The following is an 18,774-nucleotide window of genomic DNA, read 5'->3' as shown; positions in this document are numbered from 1 at the left end:
AATAATGATTATTATACGTTATCATTATTGCGTACAAATGATGATAACGTTACAAAATGCGTTATAATTGTTACATCGAAACAATTCTGTAACATAACGACGCTATCAATTAGAAAAGAGGAATAAAAATGAAAACAAAAACTTATTTTCCTATTATAATGGGTGGTATTGCTGCCGTTATAACGTTTATAATGGGGTTATATCTTGCTTACAAAAACTTCAACTTATCTGCAGAGATTTCATTAGTCATTGCAGTTGTGTTGGCAATTTTGATGTTTAGTTTAACTTATATGAGAGCTCAGGCCTCTTTGAAAATTAAACAAATTGTCTTAAAATATGGGCTAACCTCTGCAGAATTAGCCCAAATTACTGGCAGACGTGAACGTGATTTTCCAATCACAAATGGTAAACTACAATTGATTGTGCCTTATCGTTACTGGGCACAAATTTTGACAAAATTAAAAGAATACGAAAGAGAGCATCCAACTAATTAATGGCAGTTTTAACAATAAACAACTTATCACACACTTTTATCGATAAAGAGATTTATCGTGACACGAATTTACAATTAAATAAAGAAGACCACTTAGGTATTACAGGTCAAAATGGTGTCGGAAAAAGTACACTAATCAAAATTTTGACAGGTGAAATGACACCAGACGAAGGTGCTATTACATGGCAAAAGAACTTGCATATCGGTTATTTAGACCAATACGCTAACTTGAAACCTGGGCAAAGTGTTCGTCAATTCTTGCGCACAGCTTTTGATTGGCTTTATGAACAAGAAGAAAAGATGCAAGGGTTATATGAAAAATATGCAACAGAAATGGATGATGACTACCTAGAAAAAGCAGGTAAAATCCAGACTTTACTAGAAGAACGCGGTTTTTATGACATTGATACAAAAATCGAAGTGGTGGCTAGTGGTCTTGGAATTGATGCGATTGGGTACGAGCATGATGTTAGCCAACTATCAGGTGGACAACGTTCTAAACTGATTTTAGCTAAGCTATTACTTGAACACCCTGATGTTTTATTACTTGATGAGCCAACTAACTATTTGGATACCAACCATATTGATTGGCTATCTGACTTCTTGAACAATTTTGCTGGCGCATTTATTGTGGTTAGTCACGATCAAGAATTTTTAGATAAAATTACTAATGTGATTGCTGATATCGAATTTGGTAAAATCACAAAATATACAGGTAGTTTGGAACAAGCAATGAAACAAAAAGAAGCTAACCAAATTACTTACATGAAAGCTTACGAAAACCAACAAAAACATATCGAAAAAACCGAAGCCTACATTCGTAAATTTAAAGCAGGTTCTCGTTCTAAAAGTGCCCAAAGTCGTCAAAAACAATTGAATCGCTTAGATCGAATGACACCGCCTAAATTTAACAAACAAGCTAATTTAGAGTTTGATTACCAACCAATTGCAGCTCGTATTTTAGTTAACGCTAATAACCTAAAAATCGGTTACGATGGCAAGGCTTTAGTAGAACATCCTTTCAACTTTTCAGTTGCAAACGGTGAAATCGTGGCAATTAAAGGGTTCAATGGGATTGGTAAATCGACATTACTAAAAACATTGCTTAATATCATTCCAAAAGTTGAAGGTGATATCGAATTAGCTCATAATGTCAAAATCAACTATTTTGAACAAACACTAAAATGGGCTAACAAAAAAGATACACCACTTCAAATTCTACAAGCGCAATATCCAGATCAAGAATCCAAACACTTGCGTCAAATTTTAGCCCGTACAGGACTAACTGCACAACAAGTGATGTCTGAAGTTGGGACGCTTTCTGGTGGGGAACAAATGAAAGTTAAATTAGCTAGTTTGATGAATCAAACCAGTAACTTAATGTTCCTTGATGAGCCGACAAACCACTTGGATACAGCTACAAAAGGCGCATTAAGACGTGCAATTCAAGATTATGAGGGTGGCGTTATTATCGTGAGTCACGAGGCTGATTTCTTTGAAGGGGATTGGGTCGACAAGGTTATCGATATTGAAGCAATGAACAAATAAAAGGAGTCTCATAAGATGAACAAACGCTATGTTGATATTGTTCTAAATACCTGTTTAATGGCGGGGAAAATTATGATTCAAAGTGGGTCAGAGATGTATCGTGTTGAAGATACGATTAACCATATTGCTAAAAATGCAGGTCTAAAAGATCCTGTTGTTTTCTCAACGCCAACTGGATTATTTGTTGGGGTTAATCATCATCCAATTGTTCAGTTAACGCAAGTTTATGTTCGAACAATCAATTTAGAAAAAGTTCATCGTGTGAATCGACTCTCTCGTGAGTTTGGTGCTAGAAAAATTACACTTAACGAGTTACACAAAGGCTTACATGATATTCATGAAAACACACCGTCGTTTTCACACTATTTAAAAGTCTTGTCAACGGCTTTACTAAGTGCAACGTTGATGGTACTTGCAGTTGGCCAATTTAATTTGGCAGAATTTTGCTTGGTCCCCGTTGCGGGAATGTTGGCATATTCGACTAATAATTTAGTTAATCGCTACACCAATATTAAGTTTCTATCACAGGTTATTGCCTCGATGGTTGTCGCGGTGTTTGCGATTTTAATGGTCCGGCTATCTTTGGCACAAAACATGGACGCATTAATCGTGGGAGGCGTTTTACCGCTAGTTCCAGGACTTGCTATTATGAACTCTCTACGTGACTTGTTCGCTGGACATTTGCTGACTGGAGTCGCTCGTGGAATGGAAGCTTTAATTACCGCTGGTGCAATTGGCGGTGGAGTTGCAACTGTTTTACGGTTTGCGGGTAACAATATGGGCACCTTATCCACAGCAGTTTACCTGTCTTTTGAGCAACAAGTTTTTATCAATATTTTGTTTAGTTTCTTAGGAACTGTTGGGTTTGCGGTTGTGGTTGATGTTCCAGCCAAAGCACTACCTTATTGTGGCTTTTCTGGAATGTTAGGCTGGATGGTGTACTGGATTGGCACTAATTCAGGATCAGGGCATATGATGGCTTATCTATTAGGGGCTTTTGCTGTAGGTATTTTAAGTATTGTTTTTGCAAGAACTAAAAAAATGCCAGTTATCATTTTTAATATTCCAGCTATCGTGCCACTAGTTCCAGGAGTGACGGCTTATCAAGCGATTAGGCAAGTAGCTATCGGCGGAATTGATGAGGCAATTCGCTTGAGTTTTACAGTGATGATTATTACAGCTGCAATTGCGGTTGGCTTTATGCTATCGCAAGTTTGTGGGCAGTTGACCTCACATATTCAACACAACTATTACGAGAAAAAATATCGACTATAATAAAAAAGCTGACGAAATATCGTCAGCTTTTTTGTTTGCGATTTATTCAAAAACCATTTGGTTGTGATAAAGTTCAGCGTAGAAACCATTTTCTTTAAGTAGTTCTTCGTGAGAACCTAACTCGATAATGTTACCGTTTCTAAGAACAGAAATTTTATGTGCGTTAAGAATAGTTTTCAAACGGTGAGCGATAACAAAACTTGTACGACCTTCAATTACGTTGTCCATAGCTGCTTGAATTTTAGCTTCAGTAACTGTATCAACGTTTGAGGTTGCTTCATCAAGAATCAAAATCTTAGGATTTGTGATGATTGTTCTAGCAATTGAAATCAACTGTTTTTGACCAGCAGAAAAGACAGAATTGTCATCACTAATCTTAGTTTCGTAACCATTTTCAAGGCTTTCGATAAAGTCATGGATATTGGCTTGTTTTGCCGCATCAACTACTTCTTCATGAGTAGCATCAGGTTTACCGAATTTGATATTGTCAGCGATAGTGCCTGAGAATAATTGTGGATCTTGAAGCACAATCCCAACGTTTTTACGAAGATTTTCAAGGTCCATCTCACGAATATCAACACCATCAATCGTAATAGCACCTGAGTCAACATCATAAAAGCGGTTCATCAAGTTCATAACCGTTGTCTTACCAGAACCAGTTGGTCCAACTAAAGCGACCATTTCACCACGTTTAGCTTCGATTGTGATACCGTGTAGCACTTCTTTACCTTCAACATAACTAAAGTGAACGTCATCGATTTTAACGTTGTCTTTAACACCATCAAAAGTCTTACCGTTTTGTGGACGGACTTCATCAGGCTGTTCAAGCACTTCATTAATACGGCGTGCACCTGTAATAGCAAGTTGAATCATGTTGTAAAGAGAAGTCATGGTAATGATCGGTTGGTAGTATTGTGAAGCATATTGGGAGAAAGTCACAACTAGTCCAAGTGCAACAGCAACATCCATACCTTGGTTCAATACAAGCCAAGAACCTACGAAAATAACTAAAGCCGTGTTTAGAAGTGCAAAACCATTCATTAAAGGTTGTAAAACACTAGACCAGAATTGACCTTTGAATGATTTTGGACGAACTTCGTTATCATTGTAGTTTGTGAATTTAGCAATTGAATCTTTTTGAAGACCGTTTGTGATAATAACTTTTTGACCAGCAATTTGTTCATTAATATAACCATTCAGATCACCAATCGCATCTTGTTGTTGGTTAACGTATTTTTGAGCTTTCAAAATAACAACTGCAGCTAAAATAATAGCAACAGGTGTTGAAGCAACAGTTACCCAAGCAAGTGTTGTGTTTTTGGTGAACATAATCCAAATCATTCCGATATATAAAGCAACAGAAGAAAAGATTTCGAATAATGCTTGGTTCATCGCATTAAAAATATTATCCAAATCAGAGGTGTAAAGTGACAACATGTCACCATCAGAATGAGAATCAAAATAATTGATTTTCATTTTTTGCATTTTGCCAAACAATCCTGTTCTCATATTTCCGGCACCTCGACCAGAAACTTGAGAAATTAATAATGTACTTGCAAACATGGACACAGCATAACCAATGTAGAACAAAGTCATCATTAGTAATGCGGAATGAAAATCATTTAAACTGGCACTTGCACGAGTTTGTGGATTCATCCAGTGTTGTAAGTAATTGGTTAGGTTTGAAATGGCTTCTCCCATATAAAGTGGTGCATTAACTTGTAAATAAGTTGCCATAATAGTCAAAATTAAGACAAGTAACATAATCCACTTAAAAGATTTGAGATAATGCGTATAAAATTTTGCAGCACCTTTTATATCTTTCATAAAAGTTTGTCCTCCTCACTATTCGTCTTTTGCAATTTGTGTGTTGTAAATTTCTTGATAGTATTCGTTATTTTTAACTAGTTCTTCGTGAGTTCCGACACCTACGATTTTACCGTGGTCAAGAACTAGAATCTTGTTAGCGTTAATAATTGAAGAAATTTTTTCTGAGATAATAAAAGTTGTTGTACCTTTAAGATCCTTATCAAGTGCTTCTTGAACTTTCTTTTCAGATTGAGCATCCAAAGCACTGGTTGAATCATCTAGAATTAAAATTTCAGGATGTGAAATAACACCACGTGTAATAGATAGACGTTGTTTTTGTCCACCTGAGAAGTTAGCACTACGTTCTTCAACTTTAGCGTCATATTTGCCATCAAGTTTTTCAATAAATTCTGATGCTTGGGCAATATTTGCAGCCCATTTCATATCTTCTAAAGTGGCATTTTCGTTACCTTGACGTAAGTTTTCTGCAATTGTTCCAGAGAATAATGTTGAACGTTGTAGAACAAACGAAATTGCTTCTTGCAGTGACTTTTGGTTAACATCTTTGATGTTTTTACCACCAACTTTAACCACACCTTCTTGTGGATCATAAAGACGCGGAATCAATTGGGCAAGTGTTGATTTACCTGAACCAGTAGCCCCAACAATCCCAATTTGTTCGCCGGGTTTAGCAGAGAAGCTAACATCTTTAATTGTAGGTTCATCATCACCAGGATAAGTGAATGACACGTGGTCAAAATCAACTGAACCATCTAATTTTTCAGGTGCAACATCTGGGAATTGCAAACCAGGTTTGGTTTCAAAAATTTCTTGAAGACGTTTTAATGAAACAAACGCACGTGAAGAAGTGGTTAGCATAAGTCCAGCAGTAATAATTGCAAATAAAATTTGCATTAAGTATTGTGTGAAAGCTGTAATAGAGGCTAATAAATCTGGGTTAGTGTTAACCATATCACCAATCAAGAAAATAGATGCTGCAACTGCTAAGTTACCAATTAAGAAAAATGAAGGCACGATAATTGAGAACAAGTTACCGATAACAATAGTTAAACCAGTCATTTCATCAGAAGATTTTTCAAAGTTTTTGTATTGACTATCTTCTTGAACAAAAGATTTAACCACACGCATACCCATTAAGTTTTCACGTGCTAAACGGTTATTATTTTCGATGTAAGTTTGAATCTTACCAAAGTATTTACCCATTTTAGTAAATGAAAAAGCACAGACCAAGACGATGGCAATCATCATCACGATAATCATCCACCATAATTGTGGCAGTGTGATAACTGACAAAACAAATGCCCCAATAAATAAGATAGGAACACGCATAATCTGTTGTAAGAAGTTCATGATAATCAGTTGCACTTGGTTAATATCGTTAGTCATACGAACAACCAAGTTAGCTGATGAAAGCTCTTCGATATTTGATAATGAAAAGCTTTGAATCTTACGGTAAGTTGCTTCACGCATATCCGCTGCGACGCCTTGAGCGACTTTAGCAGCAAAGTATGTATTGAAAACACCCGCAATGATTCCAACTAGTGCAAGTGCAACTAGCTGAGTCCCAAGGTTAACGATGTTAGAATTATCGTTAGCCATGATGGCACTAATCATATTTTGAAGTAAGTGGGGTTGCCAAAGTGTTGCAAAAGCAACTATGATGACACCGATACTTGAAAATAAGATATCTTTGTTATACCGTTTTAAAAAAGGTATTAAAGTCTTCATAAAAAGTTTCCTCCTAAATATTATTAATTTATGGGTTAATAAGTATATATAGAAGACTTTACCACTTATTTAAAATTATAAGCAAGTAATTTGTTGTAAGAAATACAGGGGGATTTTCAGTGGTGGATGTAAACTTTAGATTAGCAGAAAAAAGCGATTTACCTGAGGTTGTCAGAATTTATAATCAGGGTGTTTTAACATTAAAAGCAGCACCTGATGTTAACGTTGTGACAGTTGAAGAAAAAGTTGATTGGTTCAATCAGCATTTAGGAACGAACCATCCCTTATGGTTGATGGTGAATGCTCATGGTGACGTCATGGGATGGGTTAGTTTATCCAAAATGTATGATCGCATGGTTTATGACATTAGTGTCGAAATCAGTATTTATATAGATGAAGCTTTTCAAGGTAAAGGGTTAGCGACACAGGCGATTGCCTTCAGCGAACAGCAAGCACGAAAATTAGGTTACCAAAATATTGTGGCATTAATTTTTTCGCATAATGAAGCTAGCAAGCACTTATTTGAAAAAAACAAGTATGCTCACTATGGTCAATATCCAGATATTGCCACAATTAAAGATAAGATTGTAAGTGTAGATATTTATGGTAAGAAAATTTGAAAAGTTGTTTGAAATAGCATATAATGAATTTATGCGATGAGTCGAAAAAGTACAGCGATGTACAATTTCAAGCAACGAAGACACCTAGTGTTCAATCACAGCACAGGAAGTGCGGAGTTGAAAAGTAGATGTGAACTGCTTTTCACATCTTATCTTGATAAGATGCTTCATTTTAATCACCTAACGTTTTTAACGTTAGGTGATTTTTTTATTTAACTACAAAGGAGGCGTAATCATGACTAATTCTCAAAAAAATAGCATGATGGGGTTATTTTTAACCAGTTTATTGATAGCTTTGATAACAGAAACATTTTTAAATAATGCGTTATTTGCTGTAATGCAAACATTTGACGTATCATCTTCAGTCGTTCATTGGCTGAGTTCACTTTATATTTTGGTGTTGGGGTTGATGATCCCAACTTCAGCATTTATCTTTTATAATTTCTCGACGCGACTAATTTACGTTACAATGATGGGATTATTTGCTATAGGTTCTTTAATTTGTTTAGTATCACCTAATTTTTATATTCTGCTTTTAGGGAGAGTTTTACAAGCAATTGTTGCGGGGACTTTAATGCCACTCGTTCAAAATGTTGTGCTAGTAATCTATGAAAAAAGCCGTAGGCCTTTTATTTTTGGATTAGTCGGGATGATTATTGCAATTGGTCCAGCTATCGGACCAGTTTTATCAGGATTTGTTTTACACTATACTTCTTTTAGAAGTTTATTTTTAATTGTCTTTATTTTGAGTTTGGTTTTATTTATTTTAGGGTTTAAATTAATTTTTGATATCAGTCCACATGAAGAAAGAAAACTGGATTTTAAATCTTTAGCCTATTCAACGCTTGGATTTGGGCTATTACTATCCTCATTATCATTGATGGGCGAACATCATCAAGTAGACTTGATGACAGTAGCTATGCTAGTGCTTGGAATTGTAATTTTAACTTTGTTCTGTCGCAGACAACTAACAATCAAAAACTATTTGATGAACTTGCGTGTACTTAAAAATAAGACGTTTACACTGCCAATGCTGTTAGCATCTATCTGTAACTTCTCACTACTTGGTGTTGAACTAGTTATTCCATTATATCTACAACAGGCAAATAATTTAGATGCTTTGACAACTGGATTAATTTTACTACCAGGATCACTACTACTGGGTGTTATCAGTCCATTCTCAGGTCGTTTATATCAAAAATTTTGGTATAAAAAGTTAGCAATCGTTGGATTTTCAATTCTAATTTTAGGAACATTACCTTATTTAATGATTGAATCATTATCATTAGTCGCGATTACAATCTTTTATATGATTAGAATAGGTGGGCTTGGATTAGTCTTAATTCCATCACTACCTCACGCTATGGGACACTTGAACAAGGACTATACAGTCGATGGTAATGCAGTCTTTTCTACGATAAGAGAAATTGCCGCAGCACTTGGAATGACAGTTTTGATGACGTTACTGGCTTTGAGCCATTTCTTATCATTCATAGTAGCCGTTGCAATTGCAGCAATTGGCCTAGTAATCGCCTTGTTTTTTGTTAAATAATTCGGGTATTTATGTAAAAAACGCGCAAAAAACCAACTTTTTTGTTAAAATAAAGGTATATTCAAAAATGTTTCAGATAAAATCCGAACATTTTATGAAATGAGTTTAAAAATTTTTGGAGGCCAATACATGACTCAGTTTAGACGTGTTTTTGTTATTGTGCTTGATTCCGTTGGAATTGGACAAGCGCTCGATGCACAAAAATATGACGATGAAGGTGCCGATACTTTAGGTCATATTGGAAGTGGCTATCAAGGTCACTTTGAACTAAAAAATTTACAAAAATTAGGATTATCAAACATTAGACCAGACAATCCAATTGCTAATGTCCCAATTGCCGCAAGCCCCTTAGCAAGCTTTGGTAAGATGCAAGAAGTTTCGGTTGGAAAAGACAGCATGGATGGACACTTTGAAATGATGGGTCTACCTGTGACTGAACCACTTGGCTTTTTCCCTGATGGATTTGATGATGCATTAATCAAAAAAATTGAAGATTACAGCGGACGCAAAGTAATTGTAAACAAGCCTTACTCAGGAACAGAAGTTATTGAAGAATACGGTGAACATCAACTCAAGACAGGTGATTTGATTGTGTATACTTCAGGTGATTCTGTTTTACAAATTGCAGCTAATACTGCTATTATGCCGCTTGAAGAATTGCATGATCTTTGCCGTTATGTGCGTTCAATTACAATTGATGCACCTTATCGTATTGGTCGCGTAATTGCACGTCCTTATGTTGGAACAAACAAGGATAATTTCGAACGTACAAGTGATCGTCATGACTATGCGTTATTACCCGAAAAACCAACTGATTTAGACCGCTTAAAAGAAGCAGGGTATGAAGTGATTGCTGTTGGAAAAACAGAAGACATTTTTAGTGGCCAAGGAATTACTGAAGGCTTCCATACAACAAGTAATATGGATGGTATGGACAAAGTGATTGAGTTAAGTGACCGTGAGTTCAGAGGATTCTTATTTGCGAACCTTGTTGATTTTGACGCGATGTATGGCCACCGCCGTAATATTCAAGGTTATGGGGATGCTTTAATGGACTTTGATCATCGACTAGGTGAATTACTACCTTTACTTAAAGAAGATGATTTGCTAATGATTACAGCGGACCATGGTAATGATCCAGGATTTAAGGGAACTGATCATACACGTGAATTTGTACCATTACTTGCTTACAGTCCATCATTGATGGGTGGTCAAGATTTGGGTACACGTCAAACATTTTCTGACTTAGGTCAAACAATTTTAGACAACTTTGACGTTAAAGGAACAGAACACGGGACAAGCTTTTTAAACCAATTAAAATAATACGGGGGATTAATACTATGGCAACACCACATATTCAAGCTGAAAAAGGCGAAATCGCATCAATTGTACTTCTACCAGGAGATCCATTGCGTGCTAAATTTATCGCAGAAAACTTTTTAGAAAATGCAAAACTATATAACAGTGTGCGTAACACATTCGGTTACACAGGAACTTACAAAGGTGTTGAAATTTCTGTTCAAGCAACAGGAATGGGAATGCCTTCAATGAGTATCTATGCTAATGAATTAATGCGCGATTACGGTGTTAAAACTTTAATTCGTGTCGGAACAACAGGTTCTATTCGTGAAGAAGTTAAAGTTCGTGACATCGTTATTTCACAAGCTGCAAGTACAGATTCAAACATTATCCGTACAACTTTTGGTGATGGTATTTTCTATGCACCTATTTCAGATTTTGGTTTATTACGTAAATCTGTTGAGTTAGCTGAAGAAGAAGGCTTAACTTATCATGTTGGGAATACATTTGGTGAAGATCGTTTCTACAATGACGAAATGAACAAAGACAAATTACATGAATACAACCTATTATGTCTTGAAATGGAAATTCCAGCATTATACATGCTAGCCGCAAAATACAACTGCCGTGCGTTAGGTATCTTGACTGTAAGTGATCACTTAATCACAGGTGAACAAACTAGTTCAGATGAACGCCAAGAAGGTTTTGGTAAAATGGTAGAACTAGCACTTGAAACTGCTATCCAAGCTCAATAATATAAAACAAAAAAGTCCTATATTTGTTATAGGGCTTTTTTTATTGGCTAAATTTAAAAGTGTTATCTTGAGTAATTATTTTTTGTCTTTCAAATAAAATTTCACAAACAAAATTTGCATATCTGATAGTCGTAGGGTATTGTGAATATTGCGATAAGTTGTTTTGGTGACAGGGATGCCAACTTATTAATAATACAAATAAAGTAGGGTTGTTCAATTGGAAATGAACGTATTAAATTTTGTCGAATTGATAAAAGAAGATAAATATCAAAAACAATTAACTACAATGAAACGTAGTGAATTAAACAAAACAAAACTTAAAAAATTTGTTCACGAAACTCTGATGGATGTTGCAGAAAATCTTAATTCTGGCTATATGTCACAACATCAACTTCACCTAGAAGGTCGTAGACCTCTAACTGTGGGAGTTGAGACAGGAATTGTTAATTTACCATATGAGAATGTTGATAAGGTCACTAAAATTATGACAGAAGAAGACAACCGTGAAGTTGCTGTTTATATGACAGCTAGTTCAGATTTTTTAAACAAGTCAGGATTTAGAATTGATCAATTAGCAACAGCTGATGATTTTATTGCTAATGAAGAAAGTTTTGAAGAGCCAATGATTGCTTGGATTGAGACACAAATTCAATTAGTTAAAGATTATCAAGTTGAAGAACCAAAAAAAGCAGAACCTAAAAAAGAAACAAAGAAAACGGCGAAAAAGTCGACTAAAAAAACAACAAAGAAGGCTAAAAAATGATTACACAAGTTTTGCTGATGATGCTGGTTGGAATTGTTGCCGGAACTTTAGGATCAATTCTTGGAATTGGTGGGGGAATGATTATCACCCCATTTTTAACCATTGCTTTAGGATTAGATATTAAGTACGCGATTGGTGCGAGTGTTATTGCTGTTATTGCAACAAGTTCTGGAGCTAGCGTTGCTTATTTGAAAGATGAGCTATTAAATCTTCGTGTTGCCATGTTTTTAGAGTTGGCTACTACAACAGGGGCAATTATTGGAGCAGTCTTAACGGGACTGGTACCTTCTAGCTTCTTGTCAGTTCTATTTGGGCTACTACTTGTTTATTCAGCTTACAATATGTATCGCAAATTACGTAACAAACAAAAAAATGTTGTTCAAAATGAAGATGATAAGTGGTCTAAGAAGCTAAAATTGAATGGCCAGTACTATGACCATCAAGCTCAAAAAGAAGTCTCATATGCAGTTAAAAATGTTCCTGGTGGATTTGCTATGATGACGGGTGCAGGATTTGCAAGTGGATTGCTTGGAATCGGTAGTGGTGCTTTTAAAGTGATTGCAATGGATACAATTATGAAAATGCCACTAAAACCTTCAACAGCTACTAGTAATTTGATGATGGGAGTTACAGCTGCAGCCAGCGCGACTGTTTATTTCTTTAATGGGTCAATGCGATTTGATATTGCAGCACCACTGGCATTAGGCATTTTATTAGGTGCTATGATTGGGTCTCGTATTATGGTTCATTTAAAACCAAAAGTAATCAGAATGATCTTTATTCCAATTATTTTATATATGGGAATTCAGATGGCACTTAAAGGATTCGGGGTGATGTAAGATGAACGACAAACAAAAAGAAATGCAAGATGTTGAACTTTTAATAGGTAAGATTTTAAGAGTGGGTGTCATTATTGCAGCGATTGTGATGGCGCTAGGTGTTTTATTGCTGTTAATTCAAGGTAACAGTGGTTACGCAGACAATAACATGCCAGCTAGTTTGTCTGAGGTCTTCATGGGATCAGTTGCATTAAAACCCTATGCAGTGATGGCACTAGGAATCTTATTGTTGATCTTAACACCTGTCTTAAGAGTTGTTATTTCAATTTATGCCTTTTTCAAAGAATCAGATTATTTATATATGTGGATAACTTCAATCGTATTGTTTATTTTAATTATTTCAATGATTGTTGGTTACCTAGGCAAATAAACCCGTGACAAATCGCCCTAAGAGGTCTTTAATAATATTATGGAGGGGGACTTCATAATTATTATTAGGGGGGATTAATCTTGCCACGAGTATATCGTAGTGTTAGATTTTTTATTTTATTAATTATACTTATTTATATTGCTAACTTTTTACCAAAAATAATGGCACAATTTCAGAGTTTACCTTATCCGGGAAAACTGACGATGATAGTGTCTTTGTTTTTGGTAATTTTATTAGCTGGGATAGTTTTACTTGCCATCAAATTCAGGCAAGCGCGTTTAACTACTAAAGCTTATTGGTATATTGTTTTTGGAATAACTGGTATTGCTTTTGTATGGCAATTATTTTTGATTCACGAAGTAGCGTTGGATATAGAAGGATGGGATCCTTGGACAATTTTTCAATGGATAACCGGAAATGGAGACGTTTATCCTAACTATTTTTCTTATAATCCTAATAACATGATGACGATGTATATGTACCAGTTCACAAACATTGTAACTAATTTGTTTGGTAGACAATTAAGCTGGCTGGCACTCGATAGAATGAATATGATGGTTATTCTGATAGCTAGTTTGTTATTTGCCTAGATTGCTAAAAAGCTACTCTCATCAATAGCCGCACTGTTTTCGGTGGGATTATTTTCAATCTATTTCACCTTTTCACCATTATCAGTGGTTCCGTATTCAGACACATTATCACTACTGCCTGCACTATTAACCATTGTGCTACTTTTATTAGCGAAGCATTACCAAAGTCAAAAATTTTTTTGTGCATTGCTAGTAGTTGTAGCAGGTCTTATGGCATCAGTTAGTTACTATACTAAAGCCTCTTCAGTCATTTTCTTTATTGCATTCTTGCTAGCTAGTGCGATTAATTTGCTTAAAACACGCCGTTTTAGCTTGTTTAAAATCGAATTGCTAGGATGTGTACTAGTGGGATTTTTAGCTGGATTTTACGGCATTAAAAAAATCAATCAGGTTCAAACCATCGTGGCATATAATAGTACGCTGGCGACACCTATGACTCATTATCTAGCTATAGGAGCCTCTGAAAAAGGATGGTGGAATCAACCCGATCAAGATTTTACACGTTCTTTTGAAAGTTATAGCGAGCGTTCACAAAAGAATATGGATAAATTTGTTCAGAGAGTTACTGACAGAGGATGGGATGGTTACATTGACTTTTTAAAATATAAAAATGCGATTACTTTTAATGATGGCACACTGGGGTGGTATGAAGAAGGTGGCGGAAAAATCGTCAATGATACCCCTTCAAAAGCTAACAGTGAAAAAAATAATTTACGAGAATTTTTGTATGGTCAAGGGTCAAAAACAGCTGTTATTAAGTGGGTTGCACAAGTCATATGGTTAGTTCTTTGGATTATCGTAACCTGTTCAGTCATTAACCTGTTAAGAAGGCAAACGATATCGCTGTCGACAGATTGGCTTACACTGACTGTGCTAGGCGGTTTTATCTTTTTATCATTATTTGAATCAGGAAGAGGACGATATGTGATCCAATTTTTACCTTATTATTTTCTTCTAGCTGGATTTTTGGTTAATAATTTTAAAAGCAAAATAAAAAAACATACTCAAAAATAATTGAGTATGTTTTTTGTTTGGTAATTATTTGTCGTTATCTAAACCGATGTTGTAATCGTCATCTCTCATAGCAGAAACGTGACCTAATAGGTAACCGTTACCAACTTGTGAGAAGAAGTCGTGGTTTGATGTTCCGGTTGATAAACCATTCATCACGATTGGGTTAACATCTTCATCAGTATCAGGGAAGAGTGGGTTTTGACCTAAGTTCATCAAAGCTTTGTTAGCATTGTAACGAAGGAAAGTCATAACGTCTTCTGTCCAGCCGATTTCATCGTAAAGATCTTGTGTGTAAAGTGTTTCATTTTCGTAAAGTTTGTACAATAAGTCGTACATCCAGTCTTGCATTTCTTCTTGTTCTTTTTCACTTAATTCGTTAAATCCAAGTTGGAATTTGTAACCAATGTAAGTACCGTGAACAGATTCATCACGAATAATTAATTTGATAATTTCAGCCACGTTAGCTAGCTTGTTGTTACCCAAGTAGTAAAGTGGTGTGTAGAATCCAGAGTAGAATAAGAATGTTTCAAGGAAAACGCTGGCAACTTTCTTTTGAAGAGGTGAGCCATTTTGGTAAATCTCATTAATATACTTAGCTTTTTTCTGTAAGTATTCGTTGTGATCTGTCCAATCAAAAATTTCATGAATTTCTTCATTAGTATTCAAAGTACTGAAGATTGAAGAATAGCTTTTAGCATGAACAGATTCCATAAATTGAATGTTGTTTAATACAGCTTCTTCTTTTTGAGTACGAACACTTTCTTTAAGTTTAGCCATACCGTCTTGAGATTGAAGTGTATCAAGTAGTGTTAAACCACCAAAAACATGTCCGACAACTGTTTTTTCAACAGGTTTAAGTGTACGCCAGTCATCTAAGTCATTAGACAAAGGGATACGTGTATCTAACCAAAACTGTTCGGTTAGCTTTTCCCACGTGGCTTTATCAATCGTATCTTCAATTTCATTCCAGTTTATAGCTTGATAATAGTTATCTACTTTTTCCAAAATATCATCTCCATAGGGGTTTTTAGACTTTTATTTTTAAATACTACAGCTTTCACATTCGTTAGAACCAACTTCTTGTGAGTCGTCAGTAAAAGTACGAACGTAGTAAATTGATTTGATACCTTTGTAGTAGGCGTAGTTACGTAAGATACTCAAGTCACGAGTTGTTTGTTCTTCTTCTTCTTTCCATTCATACAATCCTTCTGGAATAGTTGAACGTAAGAATAGTGTTAAACTCATCCCTTGATCAATATGTTGTTGAGCAACAGCATAGGTATCAATCACTTTACGCATATCGGTATCATAAGCTGAGGTGTAGTAGTTAATTGTTTCATTATCCAAGTGAGGTGCAGGGAAGTATAGTTTACCGTTTTTCTTCTCTGTACGTTCTTCAATCAGACGTGTGATTGGGTGAAGACTAGCGCTAGTATCGTTAATGTAAGAAATTGAACCAGTAGGTGCAATCGCTAAACGATAAGCATTGTAAAGACCGTCTTGTTGAACAGCTTCTTTTAAATCTTGCCAATCTTGTTGTGAGGGAATCATAATGCCATCAAATAATTGTTTAACACGGTCTGATTTTGGTGCAAAGCTTTGGGTAAGATATTTATCAAAGTATTCACCAGTTGCATAAGTTGATTTTTCAAAATCGTGGAAAGTTTGTTTTCTTTCGCGAGCAATTTGATTACTTTCAGCTAAAGTCCAGTAGTTTAGTAGCATGAAGTAAGTATCCACAAATTCTAACGCTTCTTTTGAACCATAGTGAATGTGCTCTTTAGCTAAGAATGAGTGTAGTCCCATTGCGCCAAGTCCAATAGAATGACTTAGTTTGTTACCTTTTGCGACTGTTGGAACAGCTTCAATATTTGAAGTATCTGAAATGAAAGTCAACGCACGTGTCATAGTCTTAACAGATTTACCAAAGTCAGGACTAGTCATTAAGTTACCAATGTTTGTTGAGCCCAGGTTACAGCTGATATCTGTTCCCATTTGTTCAAATTCTTGCTTGTCATTTAGAATAGCAGGTGTTTGAACTTGTTGGATTTCAGAACACAAGTTACTCATGATGATTTTACCATCAACAGGATTTTCACGGTTAGCAGTATCAACATTTAAGATGTACGGATAACCTGATTCTTGTTGAAGTTTTGAAATTTCATTTTCAAGTTCACGAGCTTTAATTTTATATTTGCGAATTTCATCATTTTGAACCATATTGTCATATTCTTTTGTAATGTCAACGTATGAGAAAGGTTCACCATAAATACGTTCAACATCGTAAGGACTGAATAAGTACATATCTTGGTTAGTGCGCACAAGTTCGTAATATTTGTCGGGTACGACAACACCTAGTGAAAGTGTTTTAACACGGATTTTTTCGTCAGCATTTTCTTTTTTAGCTGATAAAAATTGAATAATGTCTGGGTGGAAAACATTTAAGTAAACTGCACCAGCACCTTGACGTTGGCCTAATTGGTTTGAGTAAGAGAATGAATCTTCAAGTAACTTCATAACGGGAATAACACCACTAGAAGCGCCTTCGATTCCTTTGATTGGGGCACCAGATTCACGCAAGTTTGATAGTGCGATTCCAACCCCACCACCAATTCGTGATAGTTGAAGTGCTGAATTAATTCCACGGCCAATACTGTTCATGTCGTCAGTCATTTGGATTAAGAAACAAGAAACGAATTCACCACGACGTTTTTTACCAGCATTTAGAAAACTAGGTGTTGCAGGTTGGTAACGTTGGCTAACCATTTCATCAGCAAGTGCTTCAGCTAATTGTTCATCACCATTTGCATAATAAAGGGCATTAAAAAAGACCCTATCGATGAAGGTCTCAAGATAATAAGCACCATCGTTAGTTTTTAAAGCGTATTGGTTATAAAACTTGTAAGCTGCCATAAAAGATTTGAAACGGAAATGAGCATCTTCCATTCTTTTATGTAGTTTTTCTAGAAAATCTTGAGAATAGTTTTCTAGAAATTCAGCTTCAATGTAGTCATGTTTGATTAGAAAATCTAGTTTTTCTTTTAAGTTATTAAATTGTTTAACGTTAGGGATAACGTTTTCGTGGAAGAAAGCCTTAAGGGCTTCTTGATCTTTGTTAAGTGGGATTTGATTATCAACAGGACGGTTTACTTCGTTGTTCAAAACAAAATAAGAAATGTCACTGATGTTTAAATCTTTAAGACTCATATTCTTTCACAACTTTCTTGAATTCTTCAACATCTTTATTGGTGCCATTAAATTCAAAATCAAAAATAATTGGGACATCATAGTGTTCAGAGATTTTCTTAGCCGTATGTAAGTAAAGGTGGTTAAAGTTTTTGTTACCGCCACCCGCAACACCGACTAGATTTTCAGCATTTGAGCCGTAATCTAAAAACTCTAGAATACTTTCGACAAGTTCTAGTTCGTATGACGGCACAATTAAAATAAAAGGTTCATTCATTTCATGAAAAGGATCTTCATCGCTAATTTCGTAAGAAGGGAGATCTAGTTTTTTCATGAATCGTCTAGTTTGTCCAGTTAATGTATAAAAAACTAATTTCATGATAATACCAAATCCTTCACTTTGTCAGGTGCAAAACCAACAATAGGGTCTTGATCAGGTGAAAAGAAAACAGGTACGCTACGGTAACCTTGTGCTTTAAGTTCTTCTAAAGCTACTGCATCTTCGTCGACATTAATTTCTTTAAATTCGATACCTTTTTGAGCAAGCAAACGTTTCATCATTTTGCATTGCATGCAGTTGTTTTTTGTGTACATGATTGATTCTGTCATGATAAAAATCCCCCTAGAAATTATTAAATGCCCATTAAATGCGACAATAATGGCCATTTGAAAGTGTATTTTGAAAATTAAATACCCCACAATATATTGTGGGGAACAAGGTAACTCAATACCTCATGATGCAGATTGTGCGATGATTACCGTCTAAAGTCAAGCAATAATTTGAATAAAAAAAGGTTGACAGACATCAAAAGGTAATCCCAATATCTTTACAGAGTTTAGATAAAAATTTTAATTAATTGCATCTGTAAAATAATGACTTTTGTGCTGAGCCACAATAGTAAATTTAAGTAA

At 35.4% G+C, this 18,774-nt stretch carries 18 protein-coding genes; 12 read left to right on the top strand and 6 right to left on the bottom strand.

From position 1 onward, the window contains the following. Positions 1-128 precede the first annotated feature (128 nt). Genes JNUCC80_RS05230 through JNUCC80_RS05220 form a run of 3 tightly spaced genes read left to right on the top strand, consistent with a single transcriptional unit; the run spans position 129 to position 3,316 of the window. Positions 129-494, top strand: coding sequence for a hypothetical protein (locus tag JNUCC80_RS05230; protein ID WP_454152822.1), 366 nt, complete (start codon positions 129-131; stop codon positions 492-494). Further along, entirely contained in the window at positions 494-2,041 is a 1,548-nt protein-coding gene (locus JNUCC80_RS05225; protein WP_454152821.1) for an ABC-F family ATP-binding cassette domain-containing protein, read from the top strand. The genes JNUCC80_RS05230 and JNUCC80_RS05225 overlap by 1 nt, the downstream gene beginning before the upstream one ends. 15 nt (positions 2,042-2,056) lie before the next feature. Further along, entirely contained in the window at positions 2,057-3,316 is a 1,260-nt protein-coding gene (locus JNUCC80_RS05220; RefSeq protein ID WP_454143908.1) for a threonine/serine ThrE exporter family protein, read from the top strand. A gap of 42 nt (positions 3,317-3,358) precedes the next feature. On the opposite strand, the gene JNUCC80_RS05215 is transcribed toward JNUCC80_RS05220, so the two are convergent. Both JNUCC80_RS05215 and JNUCC80_RS05210 read right to left on the bottom strand, forming a co-directional pair. Further along, positions 3,359-5,143, bottom strand: coding sequence for an ABC transporter ATP-binding protein (locus JNUCC80_RS05215; protein WP_454152820.1), 1,785 nt, complete (start codon positions 5,141-5,143; stop codon positions 3,359-3,361). 18 nt (positions 5,144-5,161) lie between these two features. Then, positions 5,162-6,874 (bottom strand): ABC transporter ATP-binding protein, encoded by a 1,713-nt coding sequence (locus JNUCC80_RS05210; RefSeq protein ID WP_454152819.1) that lies wholly within the window; start codon positions 6,872-6,874, stop codon positions 5,162-5,164. A gap of 119 nt (positions 6,875-6,993) precedes the next feature. Here JNUCC80_RS05210 and JNUCC80_RS05205 point away from each other — a divergent pair, with 119 nt between their 5' ends. From JNUCC80_RS05205 to JNUCC80_RS05165, 9 genes are all read left to right on the top strand, one after another. Continuing rightward, positions 6,994-7,494 carry an N-acetyltransferase family protein gene (locus tag JNUCC80_RS05205; RefSeq protein WP_454152818.1) on the top strand — a complete coding sequence of 167 codons (501 nt, stop codon included), beginning with the start codon at positions 6,994-6,996 and terminating at the stop codon, positions 7,492-7,494. Positions 7,495-7,729: 235 nt separating this feature from the next. Next, on the top strand, positions 7,730-9,046 hold the full coding sequence (locus tag JNUCC80_RS05200) for an MFS transporter (RefSeq protein ID WP_454152817.1): 1,317 nt from the start codon (positions 7,730-7,732) through the stop codon (positions 9,044-9,046). Positions 9,047-9,175: 129 nt separating this feature from the next. Beyond that, a complete protein-coding gene (locus JNUCC80_RS05195) occupies positions 9,176-10,369 on the top strand; it encodes a phosphopentomutase (RefSeq protein WP_454152816.1) in 1,194 nt (397 codons plus the stop codon). 17 nt (positions 10,370-10,386) lie between these two features. Next, positions 10,387-11,100, top strand: a complete 714-nt coding sequence (gene deoD / locus JNUCC80_RS05190) for a purine-nucleoside phosphorylase (RefSeq protein WP_454152815.1) — start codon at positions 10,387-10,389, stop codon at positions 11,098-11,100. 217 nt (positions 11,101-11,317) lie between these two features. Next, entirely contained in the window at positions 11,318-11,863 is a 546-nt protein-coding gene (locus JNUCC80_RS05185) for a hypothetical protein (protein ID WP_454143922.1), read from the top strand. Further along, on the top strand, positions 11,860-12,702 hold the full coding sequence (locus JNUCC80_RS05180; protein WP_454143924.1) for a sulfite exporter TauE/SafE family protein: 843 nt from the start codon (positions 11,860-11,862) through the stop codon (positions 12,700-12,702). Before JNUCC80_RS05185 ends, JNUCC80_RS05180 begins: the two co-directional genes overlap by 4 nt. 1 nt (position 12,703) lies before the next feature. After that, a complete protein-coding gene (locus JNUCC80_RS05175) occupies positions 12,704-13,072 on the top strand; it encodes a DUF1634 domain-containing protein (protein WP_454152814.1) in 369 nt (122 codons plus the stop codon). Between the two features lie 80 nt (positions 13,073-13,152). Then, positions 13,153-13,662 (top strand): hypothetical protein, encoded by a 510-nt coding sequence (locus tag JNUCC80_RS05170; protein ID WP_454152813.1) that lies wholly within the window; start codon positions 13,153-13,155, stop codon positions 13,660-13,662. A gap of 210 nt (positions 13,663-13,872) precedes the next feature. Next, complete coding sequence (locus tag JNUCC80_RS05165; RefSeq protein ID WP_454152812.1) at positions 13,873-14,676, top strand: hypothetical protein; 804 nt, start codon at positions 13,873-13,875, stop codon at positions 14,674-14,676. Between the two features lie 24 nt (positions 14,677-14,700). Here JNUCC80_RS05165 and nrdF read toward each other — a convergent pair whose 3' ends face one another. The 4 genes from nrdF to nrdH are packed head-to-tail and all read right to left on the bottom strand — an operon-like array spanning position 14,701 to position 18,471. Continuing rightward, positions 14,701-15,681 carry a class 1b ribonucleoside-diphosphate reductase subunit beta gene (gene nrdF, locus JNUCC80_RS05160; protein ID WP_454152811.1) on the bottom strand — a complete coding sequence of 327 codons (981 nt, stop codon included), beginning with the start codon at positions 15,679-15,681 and terminating at the stop codon, positions 14,701-14,703. Between the two features lie 36 nt (positions 15,682-15,717). Then, on the bottom strand, positions 15,718-17,883 hold the full coding sequence (gene nrdE, locus JNUCC80_RS05155; protein ID WP_454152810.1) for a class 1b ribonucleoside-diphosphate reductase subunit alpha: 2,166 nt from the start codon (positions 17,881-17,883) through the stop codon (positions 15,718-15,720). Beyond that, positions 17,873-18,241 (bottom strand): class Ib ribonucleoside-diphosphate reductase assembly flavoprotein NrdI, encoded by a 369-nt coding sequence (nrdI, locus tag JNUCC80_RS05150; RefSeq protein WP_454152809.1) that lies wholly within the window; start codon positions 18,239-18,241, stop codon positions 17,873-17,875. Before nrdI ends, nrdE begins: the two co-directional genes overlap by 11 nt. After that, positions 18,238-18,471: a glutaredoxin-like protein NrdH gene (nrdH, locus tag JNUCC80_RS05145; RefSeq protein ID WP_454152808.1), complete on the bottom strand. Its 234-nt coding sequence runs from the start codon at positions 18,469-18,471 to the stop codon at positions 18,238-18,240. The genes nrdI and nrdH overlap by 4 nt, the downstream gene beginning before the upstream one ends. Positions 18,472-18,774: the final 303 nt, after the last annotated feature.

The sequence above is a fragment of the Holzapfeliella sp. JNUCC 80 genome, assembly GCF_053667655.1.
The sequence above is the reverse complement of the archived record's forward strand: the minus strand, read 5'-3'. Positions and strand labels throughout refer to the sequence as shown.